Genomic DNA, 18266 nt, shown 5'->3' with positions numbered 1-18266 from the left:
GAAAATATAAATTAATAGCATAACTAAAGATCAATTAATTTAGGATAAACAAAGATGAATGAATTATTCACTGCCTTTAGTACAGGAATAGTTGCGTTCATTGCCACAAATATTGATGATATTGTCATTCTATTGTTGTTTTTTTCTCAAGTAAATGCTAACTTTCGTCCTTGGCAAATAGTAGCTGGTCAGTATCTAGGTTTTACAGCGTTAATATTTTTTAGTCTTCCGGGATTTTTGGGAGGCATAGTTTTACCACCACGTTGGATTGGATTATTAGGTTTAATACCTATTATCATAGGTATTAGCACTTTAGTAAATCGAGAAGAAGCTACAGAAGAATTTCAGCCAGATATAACACCATCTAAACCCGCGACACTTGCTGAAGTACTAACTCCTCAAGCCTATGGTGTAGCTGCTATAACTATTGCCAACGGCAGTGATAATGTGAGTGTATATTTGCCCTTATTTGCCAACAGTAATCTAGTAGATTTTTTTGTAATTATCTGCTCATTTATTATACTTTTAGGTATTTGGTGCTACATAGCATATAAATTAGCTTACCAAAAAACTATAGCCAATATCCTAACTCGCTACAGTAGCCAAGTTATACCCTTCGTCTTAATGGGATTAGGAAGTTTTATTATTTTAAAAAGTCAATCATTGAGCTTATTTAAATTGGTTATTACTTATATTTGCCTAGTAATTCTCTTAAAAAAAGATGATTTTGCTGAAGAGGTTGGAGAAAAATCACAAGAATAAAATTGGAGAAACTCTTTTCTATTTTCATCAAAATTTAACTCATTTGCATACTTCTAAACTAGGCATAATCGCATCTTGAAGATTCGCTCCATTGAGGTTAGCACCGTTTAATTTAGCACCTCTGAGGTTAGCGCCACTTAGATTAGCCCCTCCTAAATTAGCGTTGACAAGGTTAGCCCATGATAGGTCAGCGCCTCTCAAGTCAGCTTCGGTTAAGTTAGCTCGAAATAGGTATGCACTACCTAAATGAGCTTTATGTAAATTAGCTTTGTAGAAGTTGGCTTTGTAGAGATAAGCGCCTATAATTTCTGCTTCATATAAATTCGCCTCGCTGAAATCAGCCGTACTCAGATGTGCAGAAATAAGATTGGCAAAACTGAGATTAGAGCGAATGAGTTTTCCTTCACCTAAATCAGCATCTCTCAAATCAGCACCGCTCAAGTCAGTACCAATCAAGTTTGCTTTTGCCAAAATAGCGCCTCTGAGTTTTGCTCCACTCAAATCAGAACCAATCAGATTAACATGGCTCAAATCTGCCTGTATCAGCACAGCTTGGCTCAAGTTAGCCACACTAAAATTAGCTGAACTGAGGTTAGCATCACTAAGTTTAGCTTGATGTAGATTCGCACTACTTAAGTCAGCACGACTAAGGTTAGCGCGTACAAGCAAAGCATAGCTTAAATCTACCCGACTCAAGTTAGCCCCTTGGAGGTTTGCACCTCTGAGATTATTTTGTTGTAAGTTAGCGGTGCTGAGGTCTGGTGCAATTTGCGGATTTGTTTGTCTCCACTCCGTCCATCTCACTGCACCAGCTTGTAATAAAGCTAGATGCTCTGAATTTGCCATTGTCTCTCCTTTATTCCTGGCGACCAAACGGAGAATTACTCCGTCCGGCTACACTCTCTATGGCTGCTCGCGCTCCCGCCGCACCCGCAAGAATATCTCTTTCTTGCCCACCTAAGTACAATCTGCCGAAGCTACCTACAGCCTGAACTTCTAAAATGTTGATTGAGGCTGCTTTCTCGGCTTCGTTAGCTGCTAAGGCCGCATAAGCGGCAGGCTCAACTTCTAACACGTATAGAGTTTGCCCTGCTAGTAATAGCTGTCCTCGCCTTGTCCGGTTGATTAGTTGGGTTTGGTAAGCGTCTATATTGCGGATAATCTGACTAGAAACAACGCGGGGTTTGAGACATTCCTCTCGTTTGACTCCTAGCGCTGCCAAAATTGCTTGACCAGCAGCCCTCGTTTCTCCTTGAGAGCCTGAATGTACTTCCAATAGACCATATAACCTCTCAACTACTTGCACTCCAGGGCGGACAGAAGCCGCTTTGAGGGCTATATCGGTAATTTTATTAATCTCGATACCCGGTGAGATTTCAATCCACAATGATGTATCTCCAGGTAATGGCAAGAAACCTTGGGCTACTGTTCCTATATAGGCTGCGTGTTGTGGTTGCAGGCTGTCGAGAAATACGAAACTGCGTAGTTCTATTCCCAAGGTGATGCTCTCCAGTCATGAGGGTAAAGTAATATTTCGCAATATATAAATGTAACTTAAACCTACCATAAGGCTTGTACAGGTTTGTAGTCAGAACTTAAGTTCTTAGAAAGACACAGAACTAAATCCTCAAGGTATAGGCATTTCTTAATAGTTAATTATTAATGACTTATTACTTTTATTTCTTTGTAGTCAGATTTCGGTTCATCACAAGAGGTAAAATAATATTAATAATAATTAATATTTAGTTGCGCGATGCTGAGACTGATTACTGACTTTGACGGGCCGATTATGGATGTTTCAGAAAGGTACTACCAGGTGTACCTATTCTGCTTAGAAAAGACCAAACGTCCAGGCCAGCCAGTACGGCAACTATCTAAAGCAGAATTTTGGCAAATGAAGCGATCGCATCTTCCCGAAAGAGACATCGCCCTCCGTTCTGGTTTAGATGAAGCTCAAGCACAAGAATTTTCCCAATTGCGGCGTAAAACAGTACATACCGAACCTTATTTCCAGTACGACAAACCCATCCCCGGCGCGTTGGATGTGTTGACAAAAGTGCAACAAGCTGGGATTGATTTAGTTGTCATGACAATGCGCCGCGTTTGGGAGTTAGACTATGCTTTTGAACGGTATGATTTAGGAAAGTTCTTTCCAGAAAATCGTTGTTATTGTCTCAGCAACGACTACATAAAAACCCGCGATATTGACGATAAGCCTTTGTTAATGAAGAGAGCATTGGCAGAGTTACCACCCGCAGCCGATACTTGGATGGTGGGAGACACTGAAGCGGATATTACCGCAGCCAAAAGGCATGGTATTAAAATGATTGCTGTCGAATCAGGTATCCGCGATCGCACTCAACTAAAACTATATCAACCAGATTTAATCGTGCCAAACTTGAGTACAGCTGTAGACATCATCTTCCAATCAAAAACATCTGTGCCTGTGTCATCTGTTGCCATCAGATAGCTGTTGACTATTGACTATTGACTAAACTAAAAACCCCTTCCTCGATAGGTAGGGGCTAAATTTCTTCATATTTTAGTTGTATTGCTTTTAAACTTAAATCAACCTTGTGGATTTTGGATTTTTCGTACCCGTACTTTGTCCCGCTACGCTAACGTGGTCGGGGTTGATCCAAAATCGCAAATCTAAAATCTAAAATTGGTTGACCTAACGTAAAAAACTGCTAACCAACCACAACAATATAAAAGTTAGTACAGTCGATAACTGGTTTGCGGTGAGTGTGAGAGCGGGGATTTGCGGTAAGAGCAAGCTGGCGATTAATCCACCGCTAATTAAGCCGATGATTAGACCTACCAGAGTAAACAACACTGCTCGACCAAATCTACCTTCTTTACGATTAAGAAAGAAAATACTAACTACTACCCCAAATACCAACGTCAACTGCAAAACCTGATCGCCTGCTGCTGGGTAAAAAACGCTAATAGCGCTCAAACCCAAAAACCAAGCCCCTGGTAAAAGCACATCTGTCCCTGAAGGCTGATCCAAAATTTTTTGCAGCCATGCAGGCGACTGCTCACGGGGCTTGATGTTTTCTTTAGGAGGCGATTGCACTCTCAATTCTGGAAAGCGGATACGTTCAGGAACCTTGATTTTACCTTCTTGGCGCATCCTTAAACGATCCATTAATATTGCATCGTAAGCAGCTTCAATGATTTCTACACTCTTGCTATCGCCACTATATTTTTCAAATAGGCGATTGCGAGCGTCCTGAATTTCATCAAAGCTAGCATCTTCCGATACCCCAAGTTTTTCGTAGGGACTTTGATCGCTCATGGGAGTTTATACTTCAGCCTTAGTCGGGGGCAGACTTTAATCTAAGGAAACTATTTTAGGTTTTATTTTGATCGAATACAAAAGTACCGACCGCATTTTATGCCCTACCAGGATATTAACACGGGTTAGTTAGATTAAGCCTTAAATTTTAACTATAGCAACTTTAACATATAGCTATAACTCCGTGTATCCCCCCATGTCGTTGATTAATTCTGGCTCTACTCTAGAATTTAAGCTAAGGATACTTAAGAGCTATTTTATGAAAAAAATAACTTTTATCTTCCAGGTTTGGCAATTTACAGTACCCTAAAGACATTTTCACCTTTGAGCGAGTAAATTAGGTAGTAGTCTCAATTCAGGTAAAGATTTAAAATTGAAAAGTTTTAAATTTAGACTAAACTTGAGAAGCAAATACGCTCGTTAGTTAAAAAACTGCCGTGGCGTAATCCCTGAAATAACGGAACATCAAGTTGATAATTATAATCCCTACATATAAATGTAGGAACAATTACTAAAGTCTTCCTGGTGCGGTTATTATGTATTGTGATTCCACTATTATGTGGATCATCAAGGGATTTACTCCTGGTTGTTATACTTTTTCAAAAATCCCGAATGGGAACTGCGTTTTTACGCCATACTGCTGTTAATCTTATAATTTTTGTGCAAAGAGATGGTCATGGCTCCTGCCAAGATTCTTGTAGTGGATGACGACCCTGCGGTTCGGAATTTAATCCAACGCTTTTTAATAAAACAAAACTATCAGGTAGAGGCTGCCGAAGACGGAAAGACAGCCTTGTCTCTATTCGAGCAATTTAACCCAGATTTGGTAATTTTGGATGTCAACTTACCAGATGTGATTGGGTTTAACCTCTGCCAAGAAATGCAAAGCCGTAATGGTGTTTTTGTTCTGATGCTGACTAGCCGTGCGGATGAAGCTGACAAGATTCGCGGCTTTGCTAAAGGTGCTGATGACTATCTCACCAAACCCTTCGGTCTGGGAGAATTAGAAGTCAGAGTCGGAGCAATTTTAAGAAGACAGCGCGTTATCAATCCCGCAGAACAAAAACGCTTATCGTTTGAAAAACTGATGATTGATCCTGTACGGCGTGAGGTGACATTGAATAGCCAACCTGTACCCTTAACTGCTTTAGAATTTGACCTGTTACATTTCTTAGCCAGTCATCCTGGTCGAGTATGGCGACGAGCCGAACTAATTCAGGAGGTATGGGACTATGAATATGTTGGCGATCAACGAGTTGTTGATGTACATATCGGTCAAATCCGCAAGAAAATTGAAATAGATGCTAGCCAACCAGCATTAATTCAGACTGTGCGGGGTGTAGGGTATAAATTTGAATGCCCTAGCCAAGTAGAAGCCAATGCTTGAGTAAGGCTAAGACAGAATGATTTTCATACCCTTGAGGGTCTAGTCTAGGTTGTGCCGAAATCAGCATCTCAACCTTGACTAATTATTTATTGTATGCAAATAAAAAATAAAATTAGTCAAATCGCTCAAAGACTTGCAGTCAATTTAGTACATGAGCGATATTTTTATGGGCATTTACCAAGTATTTAAGTATAGGTAGGTTGGGCAATGCCCACCTACATAGAGCGAATTAGGTGGGGAGAGTACCGTGCGTACCAGCACTTGAGCATGACTGGTACATTAGCTATTTGTGGCAAATCGGTACGGAACATTTCTCTTTAGCAGTGGTGAAATAAAGTTTCTAAGTACACACGGGCAGCACGGCGATCGCTATCTCCGTTTTGCAGTAAAAATAATGATAACGCTGCGGTCAATACACGATTTTGATCCCAATCGGGATGTGTTTCTAAGTAATTTTTTAGAGATTCGTGCAGAGTTTCAGGTATTTCAGTAAAAATACTGACTGTTGAGTTCATAACATTTTCCTTCTGTAAGCTCAGTCAAGGGGATAGATTATTTGTAGTCAACTAGATGCCGATAATAATCGGACATACATAGCTGTGGAATTTTGATTTCAACCAACAAACTATAAACCCAGGTCGAATTATTGTGCGGTATCAGGGGGTGGGTTTGTCAATGCTGCGAATTGTTAAAAACGATTGTATAAAAAACAGACTCGGACGTAAGAATCAGGATTATAAGCCTATTATTGTTACATTACTTAACAAAAACTCAGCCCTTACTGATTCTTGTTTACCCAAATAGAAAATCCCCAGTAAGACGGCAACAGCCTATTGCCTCGTGGAGAGGCTGTGGAAAACTGCTAAAATTCCTGTGGAAATCTTGTGGAATCGGTGAGGAAAATCCCACCAAATGATAAGAATTACAAAAACATTATCTTTTGATAACAATTAATCCCATGAAACTTGCCTTGCCATCCCCGTTAGTAACATGGTTATCTGCGATACATCCTCAAATTTGGGTTTTGGCGATCGCCCGATTCTTATCTGAAGTTGGGTCAGGTTTTACAGCATTTTACGCCCCCATCTTCTTTGTTAACCAAGTGGGTCTATCTGCCACATCTGTGGGTATTGGTTTGGCAAGCGCCGCTACCTCTGGCTTTTTGGGAAGAGTTTTGGGTGGTACTCTTACTGATACTGTGGGTTGGGGTCGTCGCCGCACCTTGTTGTTAGCAATGGCAATCTCGGCAATGGGGTCTTTAGTTTTAGCGACCACTAGTAATTTTGCTACTTTGGTAATTGGTAGTTTAATTCATGGTTTAGGCATCGGTTTTTATTGGCCAGCAACAGAAGCGATAATTGCTGACAATAGCCAAGTAGAACATCGTCGAGAGGCTTTTGCACTAACTCGACTAGCTGATCATTTGGGATTAGCTATAGGTTTAGTATTGGCAGGAATATTAGTTACAATTACCCAAAATTACCGTTGGTTATTTGTCATTGATGCCATTTCTTTTGCTGTGTTCTTCGTAGTGGCTTATTTCGCCATCACAGAACCCGACTCACCGCCAACTCAGCCAGAACAAAAACCACAACAGCTTACTGCTTGGTTTGGGGCATTAAGCGATCGCATTTTCCTCACATATATAGCAGTCAATATCTTCTTCACCATTTATATTTCGCAAATACATAGTATTCTCCCCCTCTACTTCAAAAACTCTTTCCAAGTGGGTGAAACTATGCAAGGCTTCAATGAAAGTACAATCAGCACCTTGTTTGCTTGGCATCTTGTCATGGCAATTATATGGCAGATGCCCGTTACCAGTCTTCTTAAACGCTTTTCCCACACCTTAGCGCTGACAATCTCTGCTGTACTTTGGGCTATTGGCTTTAGCCTAGTTTGGATTACCAGCACCACCTCATCGCATCAGTTGATTTGGGCAACTTTAGCCTTGAGTATATTCGCCATAGCAAACGTTGCATACACCCCCTCTGCTGCCTCTCTAGTCACCGATTTAGCCCCAGAATCCCAACGCGGCGTATATTTTTCCATTAACTCCCTTTGCTGGGCTGCTGGTTCATTTATCGGTTCCCCTTTAGGCGGCTGGGCATTAGACCAACCCCAAATTATCGCCCAAAATCTCTGGCTAGGCTTCGTCTTCAGCGTAGCGATCGCCATTACTATCTTGCAACTCCTTGGTAGGGTTTTAGGAAGTGGGGAGTTGGGAGTGGGGAGTGGGGAGTAGTGAGTGCTGTTAGCGGTAGCGGTGCGTTTAGCGCGTGATGTAGTGATGAGTGCTAAGTAATAAATTTCCCATCTCCCCCTACTCCCTCATCTCCTCCAATCCCTACCTCCGCCGTTCTTGCAACTTCCTATAAACATCCTTCAAATCTACTTGATGGTGGGCTAAAGCGACCAAAGTATGATATAGCAAATCTGCAACTTCGCCTGCGATCGCTTGTGGGTCATCATCTTTAAATGCCATGACGACTTCAGCCGATTCCTCGCCTATCTTCTTCAAAATCCTGTTATCACCGCCTGCTAATAGCTTACAGGTGTAGGAAGTTTCTACAGGGTTATCTCGGCGATCGCAAATTACTTGGAATACCTGAGACAAAGTATCTCCTGGCGGTGGGACTATTTTTCCTTCCACTTGATGGAAACAACTACGTTCTCCAGTGTGGCAAGCAATATCTCCAACTTGCTCTACACCAATCAGTAGTGCATCACTATCACAATCGTAACGAATGCTTTGTATTTTTTGGGTATGTCCAGAAGTCCCGCCTTTATGCCATAACTCTTGTCGGGATCGACTCCAGAACCATGTTTCCCCTGTATCTATAGTTTTTTGCAGTGATTCTCGATTCATCCACGCCATCATTAAGACTGTACCATCCAAGTAGTCTTGCACAATGGCTGGCACTAGACCCCGTTCATCGTAGCGAATTTTTTCCACGGGGATAACATTTTGCGGTGTGAGTGAATCGGTGAAAGACATACCAGCTAAATTGAATAAGAATGATTCGTAGTTTCACGATACCATCCTGAACAGTACAGCCGATAGGAATTTTGCCACTTGTATTGGCTCATCCTTGTAAAACAGCAGTTCTGCCCATTGCTGATTGCATTCTCACCGCACTCATGGCTACATGATGGGCCTTTGCTACGTTACCATACCAGTGTATAGCCGAGTTATAGGCGGCTCGGTATAAGTCTAAATGCTCTTCTGGCAGTTGAGCGCGGATTTCTAAAGGCAAGTCTTCGTTGGACTTGTATAACATATCGTTATTTTTTTTGGTCAGCTTATTTTATACGATAGAAGTTCTAGACAATTTTTGACCCTATCCCAAGATAGAGCTTTTGATTAGTTGCCCACTGTTAGGAGAGACCCTTGGTAAATACGACTATTAAAACCACCAAATCACAAGAAATTTTTGCTGCTGCTCAAAATCTCATGCCGGGTGGCGTTAGTTCTCCAGTACGCGCTTTTAAATCTGTAGGCGGTCAACCCATCGTCTTTGACCGTGTAAAAGGTGCATACATTTGGGATGTTGATGGCAACCAATACATCGATTACGTGGGAACATGGGGGCCGGCTATTTGCGGTCATGCTCATCCCGAAGTAATCAGTGCGTTGCATGAAGCTTTGGAAAAAGGTACTAGTTTCGGTGCGCCTTCATATTTAGAAAATGTGTTGGCAGAAATGGTGATTGCTGCTGTTCCTAGTATCGAAATGGTAAGATTTGTCAACTCAGGAACAGAAGCTTGTATGGCCGTATTGCGGTTGATGCGGGCTTTCACTGGCCGGGAGAAAGTCATCAAGTTTGAAGGCTGTTACCACGGACACGCTGATATGTTCCTGGTGAAAGCTGGCTCTGGTGTAGCTACACTAGGTTTACCTGATTCCCCAGGTGTACCAAAGTCTGCAACTAGCAGCACTCTCACAGCCCCATACAATGACTTAGAAGCTGTTAAGGCTTTGTTTGAGGAAAACCGCGATCAAATTGCTGGTGTAATTCTGGAGCCAGTTGTAGGTAATGCTGGGTTTATCACCCCTGATGCTGGCTTTTTAGAAGGTTTGCGGGAACTGACTCACGAGCATGGTGCTTTACTCGTGTTTGATGAAGTGATGACGGGTTTCCGCATTGCTTACGGTGGCGCTCAAGAAAAGTTTGGCATTACACCTGACTTGACAACTATGGGTAAAGTCATTGGTGGTGGCTTGCCTGTGGGGGCTTATGGCGGTCGTCGAGATATCATGTCAATGATTGCACCAGCCGGGCCTGTATACCAAGCTGGAACTCTTTCTGGTAATCCTCTAGCAATGACAGCCGGGATTAAAACTCTGGAGTTATTGCAAAAGCCTGGTGCTTATGATTACCTAGAGCGGATTACTAAGAAGTTAGCAGATGGTTTACTGCAAGTAGCTCAAGAAACTGGTCATGCTGCTTGTGGTGGTAACATCAGCGCCATGTTTGGCTTATTCTTCACTTCTGGCCCCGTTCATAATTATGAGGATGCCAAAAAATCTGACACTGCTAAGTTTGGACGGTTCCATCGCGGTATGTTAGAGCATGGTGTTTACTTAGCGCCTTCTCAATTTGAGGCTGGGTTTACATCTTTGGCTCACACTGACGAAGATATTGACCAAACGATCGCCATTGCCCGTGAGGTTCTATCTAGTATCTAAGTCATGAATGCTGAGTGCTGAGTGAGTTTGATAACTCAGCACTCGCAACTCAGCACTCATCCCTTTTCAGCAGCCACAACCTTTATGCTGACAGCCTTTAATGGTTACGTGACCTTCAGCACAGCCTTCAGAGCAGTAATATTTACCGTCTTTTTCAATAGCATTGTCTGTAGAAACGACACACAAGCAAGTATCACAAGCGCATTTTAGTTGAGTTACGGTTGTCATAATTGTTTTCTCCGTATTTAGTTGTGATTACAATATAATATCTGAACAGATATTCAAGTATTAGTTTATGAAATGTAACTAACAGGCGATCGCATTAGGGAACAATGTATACGCCTATACGTATGTACAGAAAACATTGAGAATTTAAAATAATCTTGCAGCAAGCTTTATATACACTTACGTAGACAAATTGGCGTTAGCGTTCGCGTAGCGTCTATCTACGACACGCTCCGCAAACTGAGAGAAGTGGGGCGGAATCACGCCACAGTGGCAAATGTCTCACCTCGACACTGTTAGTAAGCGTCAGTATAATAAGTTATTCAATTATGAGAATCCCTGCACATAAACCCGGTGCAACTTTAGCAAGTCTTTATGCGAGTTCCAGCGAAACTAACCTAGTGGAAGTCGATTTCATATCTCAATAATTGAAACAGAGCATCACGCTTTTTATTACTTATTTATTCGAGCAGCGAGTTGACAGTGCATGAGCTACTGCTTAAATCCTATCTGTCCAAATCCAGAAAATATAGCATTTAGCCAAAGGTGTGCTGCTTGCGGTTCACAGTTGCTGTTGCGCGATCGCTATCGAGTGATGAAACTACTCGGACAGGGAGGTTTCGGTGCAACTTTTCTAGCCCACGACCAAATTTTGCCAGGGGAACCAAGCTGTGTCATCAAACAGCTGCGGCCTTCAGGAACTTCACCACAAGTTTTGCAGATGGCGCGAGAATTGTTTGAGCGGGAAGCCAAAACACTAGGTAGAATTGGCAATCATCCCCAAATCCCTAGACTTTTAGATTTCTTTGAAGAAAAAGAACAATTCTATTTAGTTCAGGAATATATTAGCGGTTCCACACTCCAACAGGAAGTTAAACTTAACGGTACTTTTGGCGAAACAGGGGTCAAACAATTTCTCAGTGAAACTTTGCCGTTGCTGCAATATATCCACGAACACAAAGTAATTCATCGTGATATCAAGCCAGCCAACTTAATTCGCCGTTCTCAAGATGCCAGAATGGTATTGATTGACTTTGGTGCAGTCAAAAACCAAGTTACCCAAGTCGCCGCTAACCAATCAGCACACACAGCATTCACGGCTTATGCAATTGGTACTCCTGGTTTTGCACCACCAGAACAAATGGCCATGCGCCCAGTATACGCCAGTGATATTTACGCATTAGGCGTTACTTGTATTTATCTACTCACAGGGAAAACTCCCAAAGACCTAGAATACAATCCCACAACTGGCGAAGTCATGTGGGAACATTTGGTGCATGTAAGTGACCACTTAATTGGTGTACTGCGGAAAATGTTGGAAGTCTCAGTCCGCAGTCGCTACCAGACGGCAAAAGATGTATTAAAAGCTTTAGAAATTGAGCCATACTTGGAAAGTTTAGCTCAGGGTTTATTAGTTAAATCAGATAAAGAGCCGACATCTAACCGTGTAGAAGATTCTGTACTTCTAACTAGCCACCCTTCCGTCGGGGCTACAGGTGTAGCACAGGTAGCAGCAGCCATCCGTGCTAGAAGAGCTAAAGATGCAGCCGCCAAATCATCATTACCTAATAGTCACAGTCATACCCATGCTTCGCCCACTTCACAATCTAAGGTTATACGTAGGTTAGATAGCGAAACTTTAATTAAAGCCTATCAGAAAGGAAGACGAGATTTTGCCCTACACAATTTAAACCTGCTTAACCTCCAAGGTGTTGATTTGTCAGACACAAATTTCCATTCTGCTCAACTACAAAATGCAAATCTCCAAGGTGCTAATCTTCATAACAGTGATTTTGGCAAAGCAAGTTTGACTCGTGCCAATCTCCGAGACGCTAATTTAAGTAAAGCTTATTTTAATCAGGCTGATTTAGAAGGTGCAGACCTACGTGGTGCAGACCTCAGTCATGCTTATCTCAGCAATGCTAATCTCCGGGGAGCGAATTTGTGTGGTGCTAATCTCACTGGTGCAAAGATTACTGATGAGCAAATAGCATTAGCCAAAACCAACTGGATGACTATACGCCCCAACGGCAAAAGAGGTTTATTGTAATTTTTGCATTTGGGATTCTGAAGTAAGGTGCGTTAAGGCGTTAGCCTAACACACCGTATGATTTAGCGGTGCGTTAGGCGCTTAAGTTGTTCTTTTCGTCAGACATCATCTCCCTATGTGCGCCTAACACACCCTACGGTAATTTTATTTTTACTTACCCATTCTCTAAGATTTAAATTTTTGCAAGACTTAAATCCCGCTATCTACACTGTTGATTAGTTAGGGGGTGATTCTACGTATATTTGTTACTCTTTACATAAAGATATGAAATAGATACCTATTAAACATTAGGTACATACTTTACTATTGTCAATAAATTTATAAAGAAAATATTAAATATTATATTTCAGGGAAATTTCTCAATTATTATGAGAAGCAAGATTATTAAATTTTCCTTAAAAATTTCGTAATTAAAATAAAATTTAATTAGCTCTAAAAGCGCTACTAATACTGTTGCGGATGTAGTAGTAATTTAAAAGCTTATAAGCGAGGTTCAGCAGACTAGATAGTAGGCTGGCGATTTAAACATATTTTCCTGCATTTGAGTTTTGTAATTATTCAACTATAAGCTGAATATTCACTAGTGGTTAAGTAAGAGAAAAATTATCTCAATGACTGTGCAGGAAACTGAACAAATTCCTTAAAAATCCCATGTTAAACATCAAAGATAATGACATGATAGTTCAGCTAAAAAGTCAGGATATAGAACAGCGTTTAAGTTTATATCAGGTATTTGTTTCTTTGTATGAGCATCATAGAGATTTACTTAATAATATTCTGCAATTAGATAATTTATCTCAGCGATTGCGGATTGCTACAAAACCATATCATTTGCAAGGCGTGGTAGATGAGTCAGCTATTTATATCACTACTAACTTATGTAGTAATCAAACACAAACCTTACAACAACCTCAGCATATTTGGACAATAGGACGCGATCGCAGCAATGGTATCTGCCTTCAAGATCAACTATTATCTTCTCATCACGCAGCAATTCAATATGTAGAAGGTGAAGGATTTTTTTTAATTGATTTCAATAGCGAAAATGGTTCATTTGTGAATAGTGAGCAAGTATATCAGCCAGTGAAACTCAAAGATGGCGATCGCATTCGTTTAGGTAGTCTAAGTTTTGATTTTTTCTTAAATAATAATTATCGCTATTTACCAACAGTAACCAGAGATAAACTAAAAAGTTTGCTTAACTATCGAAAACCAAGTGCTAGCTGTGATGATACAGTCAAAATTCCTTTAAGTTATGGTTATAAAATCAATTTAGAATCTGAAAAGCTGCATTTGAGCATAGAGCAGAAGTCAGATATCTTAGACCTATTTTTTAAAAACAGAACTTAAAATTGAAGGAACCATACCATTAATTACGAATTAGTAATTACCCAGTCACAGACAGCAGGAGAAATGACACTTAATCGCTTTCCCCTGCTGTTTCTAGTTTGTACTACCGAGCTTGAACCAAGTAAGATGATGGAAGTGCTTGAGCGCGTCCGGCGTTCACCAATGCTTGGTAAACAAAGGCAGCAATTTCTGCTCTGGTTGCTGGACGATTAGGATTAAGTTGATTAACTGTCGGATAGTTAATTACTAATTGCCTTGTCGTAGCTGCTGCTACTGGCCCAACTGCATAACTAGGAATTTGATTAGCATCAGAATAGATGGAAATTACATTCTGATTATCGGCAGTTAAGCCAAGTCCATTTGCTAAGGATACCAACGCTTGGACTCTAGGAATTTCCTGTTGTGGTTTGAATGTGCCATCAGGATAACCAGAAACAAATTGACTCCGATAAGCAGATTGAATTGCGGCATAAGCCCAGAAGTTTCTGCTAACATCTCGGAAATCGATGGAGTTGCGTTTAGCTGCTGGCGTTAAGGCTTTGGTAATGATAGTAGCGAATTGAGCGCGGGTTACAGGCTCGTTCGGTTTAAATGTACCATCAGGGAAACCAGCAATAATATTTTGGGAAGCCAAGGCTTCAATATAACCCTTTGCCCAGTAATTTGTAGATACATCTGTAAAGGCTGTACCTCCTCCAGAGGGTGGAGTAACACTAGCAGCTACGAAATCTACCTGACCGGAAATCTTTTTCTGATCTATATCATTGCCAACAGCTAAGATGCGGACTGTTTTAGTGGCATTGTTGACATCAAAACGAGTGTTATTGCGAATTAAATTACCACCGGGATTTTCATTAGTACCTAAATCTGGTTCTGCACCAATAGTAGCAACTACGCCATCCCGCTTATTGTTTTGAATGACATTCTTACGTAAAACAGGCTTGGCTGTTTCTGAGATGTATAAACCGTCTTGGTTTTGGACAATCTGGTTTTCTGTGACTAACGGTGTTGAAGTTCCGCCGATCGCAATCCCAAATCCAGTATCTTGGAATAAGTTGTTGCGAATTTCACCTCTAGCGGCTCTGGCTACGGAAACGCCATTGCCTTTGTTTTGGACGAAGATATTACCTTCAATGATGGGATTTCCTGTACCTGTGACAAAAACCCCATCTCTGACACTATTGGTAAAAGTATTGTTTCTAATTGTCGGATTGCTTGATTCTACCCATACAGCCGTGCCACGTTGATTAGGATTTGTGGCAGTGATACCAGCGATCGTTGTATCATTAGTAGCCAAAATGGTAACATCTTGACGAGCAAAAGTCCGACTGGTATAAAAACCGCCGCCTGTAATTAAAATACCTTCCCCTCTGGCTGATTCATCACCCCGCAGTGTTACCCCTGGTTTGAGAATCAAGGGGAATTGTTCACCTGTTTGTGTACTATAGTTTCCTGGTGCTAATTGAATAACCGTTCCCGCTTGCGCTTGGTTCAGGGCAAAGGCAATAGTTTTATAGGGTGTTGCGGCTGTCGCACCAGCACCAGATGTATCTGCACCCGTTGTTGGGTTGACATAAATTACTGGTGCTGTGGTGGGTACTTGCGCTGTTAACGTGGGTGCTGCACCTGCTTTGACTGCATTGGGTACTAGCATGAACCCGCTAGAAGCAATTAATAAAGCTGTGATTCCCGTTGGTAAGGATAAAACTGAGAATAAATTTCTTAATGAAGAAAAGTTAAACCCCTGATGTGTCATTTTAAGCTTCTGTGATTTGCTGATGATTAATTGGGTATATGGGGTGATTTAGCAGATATCTGGTTAAAAACCCCTGCCAAACTATACTGGATGACTAGCAAATCCGCAGCTATGTTTCACAAGAAATTATATAAATATTACTTATTAGTCATTAGTCCATAGTCCATAGTCATTAGTACAAAACTCTGGACTATGGACTCTGGACTATGGACTGATTATTCTCAGTTATGAAAGATTATCGCCAGAGTTTTTGATTCTCTGCATTAATTGCTCGACTTGATTAGCTTTTTCGTTCCTATTCTGTTTTTTGAAAATATTGATAGCTTTTTCTAATGACGCTAGTGCTTCATCTTTTTTATTTGTCTGCCAAAGTGCTAAAGCTAAATTTGTTAGTGCATCGCCATAATCACGATTAATTTCTAAGGCTTTTTGATATTCCGTGATCGCTTCACTCCAGCGATTTTGACTAGCATACACCATACCAACTGCATTATGAGCTACAGCATACTGTGGTCTGAGGCGGATGGCTTCACGATAAGCACTGATTGCTGGTTCAAATTTTTTGCTACGGAAGAAGACATTGCCTAATTGGAAGTTTCCAAAAGCATCATCAGAGTACTTTTTTACGAATTTACAGAGGTTTTCTTCCGCACCTTGTAAATCGCCTTGACTGAATTGGGCATTAGCTTGTTGAATAAGTTGCGATCGCTCTTGTTGAGGATCAGCAAACTGTGCTATTTTTTGTGCCTGTTTTTGGCGAGGTTTTTGTTGTGCGTTACTTAAAGTTGCCTCACAGGCTAATTTAGCTGGCGATGATTCTTGTGCTATTACAGGAGGCAATATACCAATGGATGTGATGACACTCAGTGCTAAACAACTAAGAGGTTGAACAAATCTTGTTTCCATCTGGTTTGTTTGCTTCATCGCCCTAGTCTCTCAATTATCTGAAGTAATAATACTTATGATAAAGCAGTTGACAGTTATCAGTTGACAGGTGATGTTCACTGATAACTGTTCACTGATAACTGATTTAGAGCGTCAAAGAATGAGCGTCAGTCTCAATTAACTTAGCTAGGTCTTGTAAAAATGCTGCTGCGTCAGCACCGTAGATAATCCGGTGATCGGATGTAATATTGACCTGCATTTGCTGTTTAATACCAAACGAGCCATCGGCGGTGGCTACCAATTGCGGACGAGATGCACCGATCGCTAAAATTGAACCTTGTCCTGGGGGTAAGATGGCATCAAATGTATCTACACCGAACATTCCCAAGTTGGACAGGGTGAAGTTACCGCCAGTGTATTCATCTGGTTGCAGTTGTTTGCTTCTGGCTCTATCTACAAGAGATTTCCAGGTGCGTGATAGTGAGTAAATATCTACCTTATCGGCATTTTTTAATACTGGGGTAATTAAACCGCCATCATCCATTGCCACAGCTACAGCAATGTTAATGTCGGGATTGTAGACGAGTCCTTGGTCTGAGTATCTGGCGTTTAATAATGGGTGTTTTTGTAATGCCACAGCTACAGCTTTCGCTAGTAGCGCTGTCATAGTTACGCCTTTGGATTTAATTTGTTTGTAAAGTTTGTCTAAACCATCGGTGGTAATTGTGTAACCTACACGGAACACAGGCACATCCAGGCTGGCCACCATGTTGCGAATTACGGCGTTTTGCAGGGTGTTGAATGGGACAACTTGCCCAGGTGCAGCTGCTACTGGTGCTGGTGCTGGCGCGGGAGTTCTGGGTACTGGTGGAGGCGCGACTGGGGTAACTGTTGGTGTAGGTGCAGTAGGTGCGGTGGTTGGTTGCTTAACTTTGCCTACAGCCGCTTCAATATCATCGGCAACAATGCGACCGTAGGGGCCGCTACCTTTGAGACTTGTCAAATCGACTTTCAATTCTTTCGCCAACTTACGGGCGCGGGGTGAAGCTACAAGCCTTCCCTCACGGTGGTTAGAACCATTTTGTGAAGCGGTGGCTGGTGCGCCTACGGCGGCAGTGGCGGCAACTGGTTCAGGGGCAGATGTGGTGGTAGCCGCAGCGCCACCAGAACTACCTAAAGACTTGGCGGCTTCGATTTCAGCTTCGGTTTCAGCTACGTAGGCGATCGCAGCTCCTACAGGGGCGCTATCACCAGCTTCTACAATGATATGGGCAAGATATCCTTCATAAAAGGTTTCTACATCCATATCTGCCTTGTCTGACTCGACAACCACCACTGTTTCGCCTTTTTCCACTTTATCGCCTGGCGATTTCACCCAGGAGACAATTTTGCCTTCGGTCATGGTGGAACTCAGCGCCGGCATGAATATTTCGTGAATGCTCATAGGGTGGTTTCAGAATCAATGGGTTTAAGGAATTTAACAGCTTTTGCCAGATCGAATTGTATCTTGGTACGAGGGTTTTTGGTAATGGGGATTGGGGAGTGGGGGGAGTAGGGGGAGTGGGGGGAGAATTTCTAGGTATTCTGTCTTTGACTCTGAAGGAAATTAAGCTATATCCCCTTATCTCTCACCCTGGGGAAATCTAAAGATACAACTCTCTCATCCCCCTCATCTCCCTCATCTTCCTCATCTCCCTCATCCCCCTCATCCTCTGCCCTGGAACTTCACACCCAAGTTAAAGTCTAGGATATGTGTATTTGTGTTGCTGATAACTCATCAATATTACACAGGTGCTATCCCAAGGTAGATGATAGGGTATAGGAGTTTCAGTTCAATTAAGTACCCGGATAGAGAATTTA

At 41.7% G+C, this 18266-nt stretch carries 17 protein-coding genes; 7 read left to right on the top strand and 10 right to left on the bottom strand.

The window, feature by feature from the left end; genetic code table 11:
* The first annotated feature begins 54 nt into the window (after nucleotides 1-54).
* Nucleotides 55-762: a cadmium resistance transporter gene (locus NSMS1_RS20065; RefSeq protein WP_224086520.1), complete on the top strand. Its 708-nt coding sequence runs from the start codon at nucleotides 55-57 to the stop codon at nucleotides 760-762.
* Nucleotides 763-801: 39 nt separating this feature from the next.
* Here the strand turns inward: NSMS1_RS20065 and NSMS1_RS20060 are convergent, their stop codons facing one another.
* A complete protein-coding gene (locus tag NSMS1_RS20060) occupies nucleotides 802-1608 on the bottom strand; it encodes a pentapeptide repeat-containing protein (protein ID WP_224086519.1) in 807 nt (268 codons plus the stop codon).
* 10 nt (nucleotides 1609-1618) lie between these two features.
* Nucleotides 1619-2260: a hypothetical protein gene (locus NSMS1_RS20055; protein ID WP_067763512.1), complete on the bottom strand. Its 642-nt coding sequence runs from the start codon at nucleotides 2258-2260 to the stop codon at nucleotides 1619-1621.
* A 255-nt stretch (nucleotides 2261-2515) separates the two neighbouring features.
* Between NSMS1_RS20055 and NSMS1_RS20050 the strand changes: the two genes are divergently transcribed.
* A complete protein-coding gene (locus tag NSMS1_RS20050; protein ID WP_224086518.1) occupies nucleotides 2516-3232 on the top strand; it encodes an HAD family hydrolase in 717 nt (238 codons plus the stop codon).
* A gap of 204 nt (nucleotides 3233-3436) precedes the next feature.
* Here NSMS1_RS20050 and NSMS1_RS20045 read toward each other — a convergent pair whose 3' ends face one another.
* The gene (locus NSMS1_RS20045; protein ID WP_224086517.1) at nucleotides 3437-4063 is read right to left on the bottom strand and encodes a CPP1-like family protein; all 627 of its coding nucleotides are present in this window, start codon (nucleotides 4061-4063) and stop codon (nucleotides 3437-3439) included.
* 676 nt (nucleotides 4064-4739) lie between these two features.
* Here NSMS1_RS20045 and NSMS1_RS20040 point away from each other — a divergent pair.
* Nucleotides 4740-5450: a response regulator transcription factor gene (locus NSMS1_RS20040; RefSeq protein WP_067763518.1), complete on the top strand. Its 711-nt coding sequence runs from the start codon at nucleotides 4740-4742 to the stop codon at nucleotides 5448-5450.
* A gap of 317 nt (nucleotides 5451-5767) precedes the next feature.
* Here the strand turns inward: NSMS1_RS20040 and NSMS1_RS20035 are convergent, their stop codons facing one another.
* Nucleotides 5768-5965 carry a DUF2811 domain-containing protein gene (locus NSMS1_RS20035; protein ID WP_067763520.1) on the bottom strand — a complete coding sequence of 66 codons (198 nt, stop codon included), beginning with the start codon at nucleotides 5963-5965 and terminating at the stop codon, nucleotides 5768-5770.
* A 443-nt stretch (nucleotides 5966-6408) separates the two neighbouring features.
* On the opposite strand from NSMS1_RS20035, the gene NSMS1_RS20030 reads away from it, so the two are divergent.
* Nucleotides 6409-7695, top strand: coding sequence for an MFS transporter (locus tag NSMS1_RS20030; RefSeq protein ID WP_224086516.1), 1287 nt, complete (start codon nucleotides 6409-6411; stop codon nucleotides 7693-7695).
* Nucleotides 7696-7797: 102 nt separating this feature from the next.
* Here NSMS1_RS20030 and hisIE read toward each other — a convergent pair whose 3' ends face one another.
* Entirely contained in the window at nucleotides 7798-8448 is a 651-nt protein-coding gene (gene hisIE, locus NSMS1_RS20025; RefSeq protein WP_224086515.1) for a bifunctional phosphoribosyl-AMP cyclohydrolase/phosphoribosyl-ATP diphosphatase HisIE, read from the bottom strand.
* Between the two features lie 88 nt (nucleotides 8449-8536).
* Nucleotides 8537-8731, bottom strand: coding sequence for a ChaB family protein (locus NSMS1_RS20020; protein ID WP_224086514.1), 195 nt, complete (start codon nucleotides 8729-8731; stop codon nucleotides 8537-8539).
* A gap of 110 nt (nucleotides 8732-8841) precedes the next feature.
* Between NSMS1_RS20020 and hemL the strand changes: the two genes are divergently transcribed.
* Nucleotides 8842-10140: a glutamate-1-semialdehyde 2,1-aminomutase gene (gene hemL, locus NSMS1_RS20015; RefSeq protein WP_224086513.1), complete on the top strand. Its 1299-nt coding sequence runs from the start codon at nucleotides 8842-8844 to the stop codon at nucleotides 10138-10140.
* Nucleotides 10141-10206: 66 nt separating this feature from the next.
* Here the strand turns inward: hemL and NSMS1_RS20010 are convergent, their stop codons facing one another.
* The gene (locus NSMS1_RS20010) at nucleotides 10207-10368 is read right to left on the bottom strand and encodes a metallothionein (protein ID WP_224086512.1); all 162 of its coding nucleotides are present in this window, start codon (nucleotides 10366-10368) and stop codon (nucleotides 10207-10209) included.
* A 484-nt stretch (nucleotides 10369-10852) separates the two neighbouring features.
* Here NSMS1_RS20010 and NSMS1_RS20005 point away from each other — a divergent pair, with 484 nt between their 5' ends.
* A complete protein-coding gene (locus NSMS1_RS20005) occupies nucleotides 10853-12415 on the top strand; it encodes a serine/threonine-protein kinase (RefSeq protein ID WP_224086511.1) in 1563 nt (520 codons plus the stop codon).
* A 651-nt stretch (nucleotides 12416-13066) separates the two neighbouring features.
* Nucleotides 13067-13765, top strand: coding sequence for an FHA domain-containing protein (locus tag NSMS1_RS20000; protein WP_224086510.1), 699 nt, complete (start codon nucleotides 13067-13069; stop codon nucleotides 13763-13765).
* Between the two features lie 103 nt (nucleotides 13766-13868).
* Here the strand turns inward: NSMS1_RS20000 and NSMS1_RS19995 are convergent, their stop codons facing one another.
* From NSMS1_RS19995 to NSMS1_RS19985, 3 genes are all read right to left on the bottom strand, one after another.
* Nucleotides 13869-15521 (bottom strand): DUF1565 domain-containing protein, encoded by a 1653-nt coding sequence (locus tag NSMS1_RS19995; RefSeq protein ID WP_224086509.1) that lies wholly within the window; start codon nucleotides 15519-15521, stop codon nucleotides 13869-13871.
* A 225-nt stretch (nucleotides 15522-15746) separates the two neighbouring features.
* Nucleotides 15747-16445, bottom strand: a complete 699-nt coding sequence (locus tag NSMS1_RS19990; protein ID WP_224086508.1) for a tetratricopeptide repeat protein — start codon at nucleotides 16443-16445, stop codon at nucleotides 15747-15749.
* A gap of 106 nt (nucleotides 16446-16551) precedes the next feature.
* Complete coding sequence (locus NSMS1_RS19985) at nucleotides 16552-17850, bottom strand: dihydrolipoamide acetyltransferase family protein (protein WP_224086507.1); 1299 nt, start codon at nucleotides 17848-17850, stop codon at nucleotides 16552-16554.
* Nucleotides 17851-18266 lie beyond the last annotated feature (416 nt).

Origin of the sequence: Nostoc sp. MS1, from assembly GCF_019976755.1 — a bacterium.
GTDB lineage: Bacteria > Cyanobacteriota > Cyanobacteriia > Cyanobacteriales > Nostocaceae > Trichormus.
The sequence above is the reverse complement of the archived record's forward strand: the minus strand, read 5'-3'. Positions and strand labels throughout refer to the sequence as shown.

Bases quoted from the DNA above. Each gene is read 5' to 3' on its own strand.
- NSMS1_RS20005 (WP_224086511.1), top strand. From the start codon at position 10,853: ATGAGCTACTGCTTAAATCCTATCTGTCCAAATCCAGAAAATATAGCA.
- NSMS1_RS20030 (WP_224086516.1), top strand. From the start codon at position 6,409: ATGAAACTTGCCTTGCCATCCCCGTTAGTAACATGGTTATCTGCGATA.
- NSMS1_RS19990 (WP_224086508.1), bottom strand. From the start codon at position 16,445: ATGAAGCAAACAAACCAGATGGAAACAAGATTTGTTCAACCTCTTAGT.
- NSMS1_RS20000 (WP_224086510.1), top strand. From the start codon at position 13,067: ATGTTAAACATCAAAGATAATGACATGATAGTTCAGCTAAAAAGTCAG.
- hisIE (WP_224086515.1), bottom strand. From the start codon at position 8,448: ATGTCTTTCACCGATTCACTCACACCGCAAAATGTTATCCCCGTGGAA.
- NSMS1_RS19995 (WP_224086509.1), bottom strand. From the start codon at position 15,521: ATGACACATCAGGGGTTTAACTTTTCTTCATTAAGAAATTTATTCTCA.
- NSMS1_RS20045 (WP_224086517.1), bottom strand. From the start codon at position 4,063: ATGAGCGATCAAAGTCCCTACGAAAAACTTGGGGTATCGGAAGATGCT.
- NSMS1_RS20050 (WP_224086518.1), top strand. From the start codon at position 2,516: ATGCTGAGACTGATTACTGACTTTGACGGGCCGATTATGGATGTTTCA.
- NSMS1_RS20065 (WP_224086520.1), top strand. From the start codon at position 55: ATGAATGAATTATTCACTGCCTTTAGTACAGGAATAGTTGCGTTCATT.
- NSMS1_RS19985 (WP_224086507.1), bottom strand. From the start codon at position 17,850: ATGAGCATTCACGAAATATTCATGCCGGCGCTGAGTTCCACCATGACC.
- NSMS1_RS20035 (WP_067763520.1), bottom strand. From the start codon at position 5,965: ATGAACTCAACAGTCAGTATTTTTACTGAAATACCTGAAACTCTGCAC.
- NSMS1_RS20040 (WP_067763518.1), top strand. From the start codon at position 4,740: ATGGCTCCTGCCAAGATTCTTGTAGTGGATGACGACCCTGCGGTTCGG.
- NSMS1_RS20060 (WP_224086519.1), bottom strand. From the start codon at position 1,608: ATGGCAAATTCAGAGCATCTAGCTTTATTACAAGCTGGTGCAGTGAGA.
- NSMS1_RS20020 (WP_224086514.1), bottom strand. From the start codon at position 8,731: ATGTTATACAAGTCCAACGAAGACTTGCCTTTAGAAATCCGCGCTCAA.
- NSMS1_RS20010 (WP_224086512.1), bottom strand. From the start codon at position 10,368: ATGACAACCGTAACTCAACTAAAATGCGCTTGTGATACTTGCTTGTGT.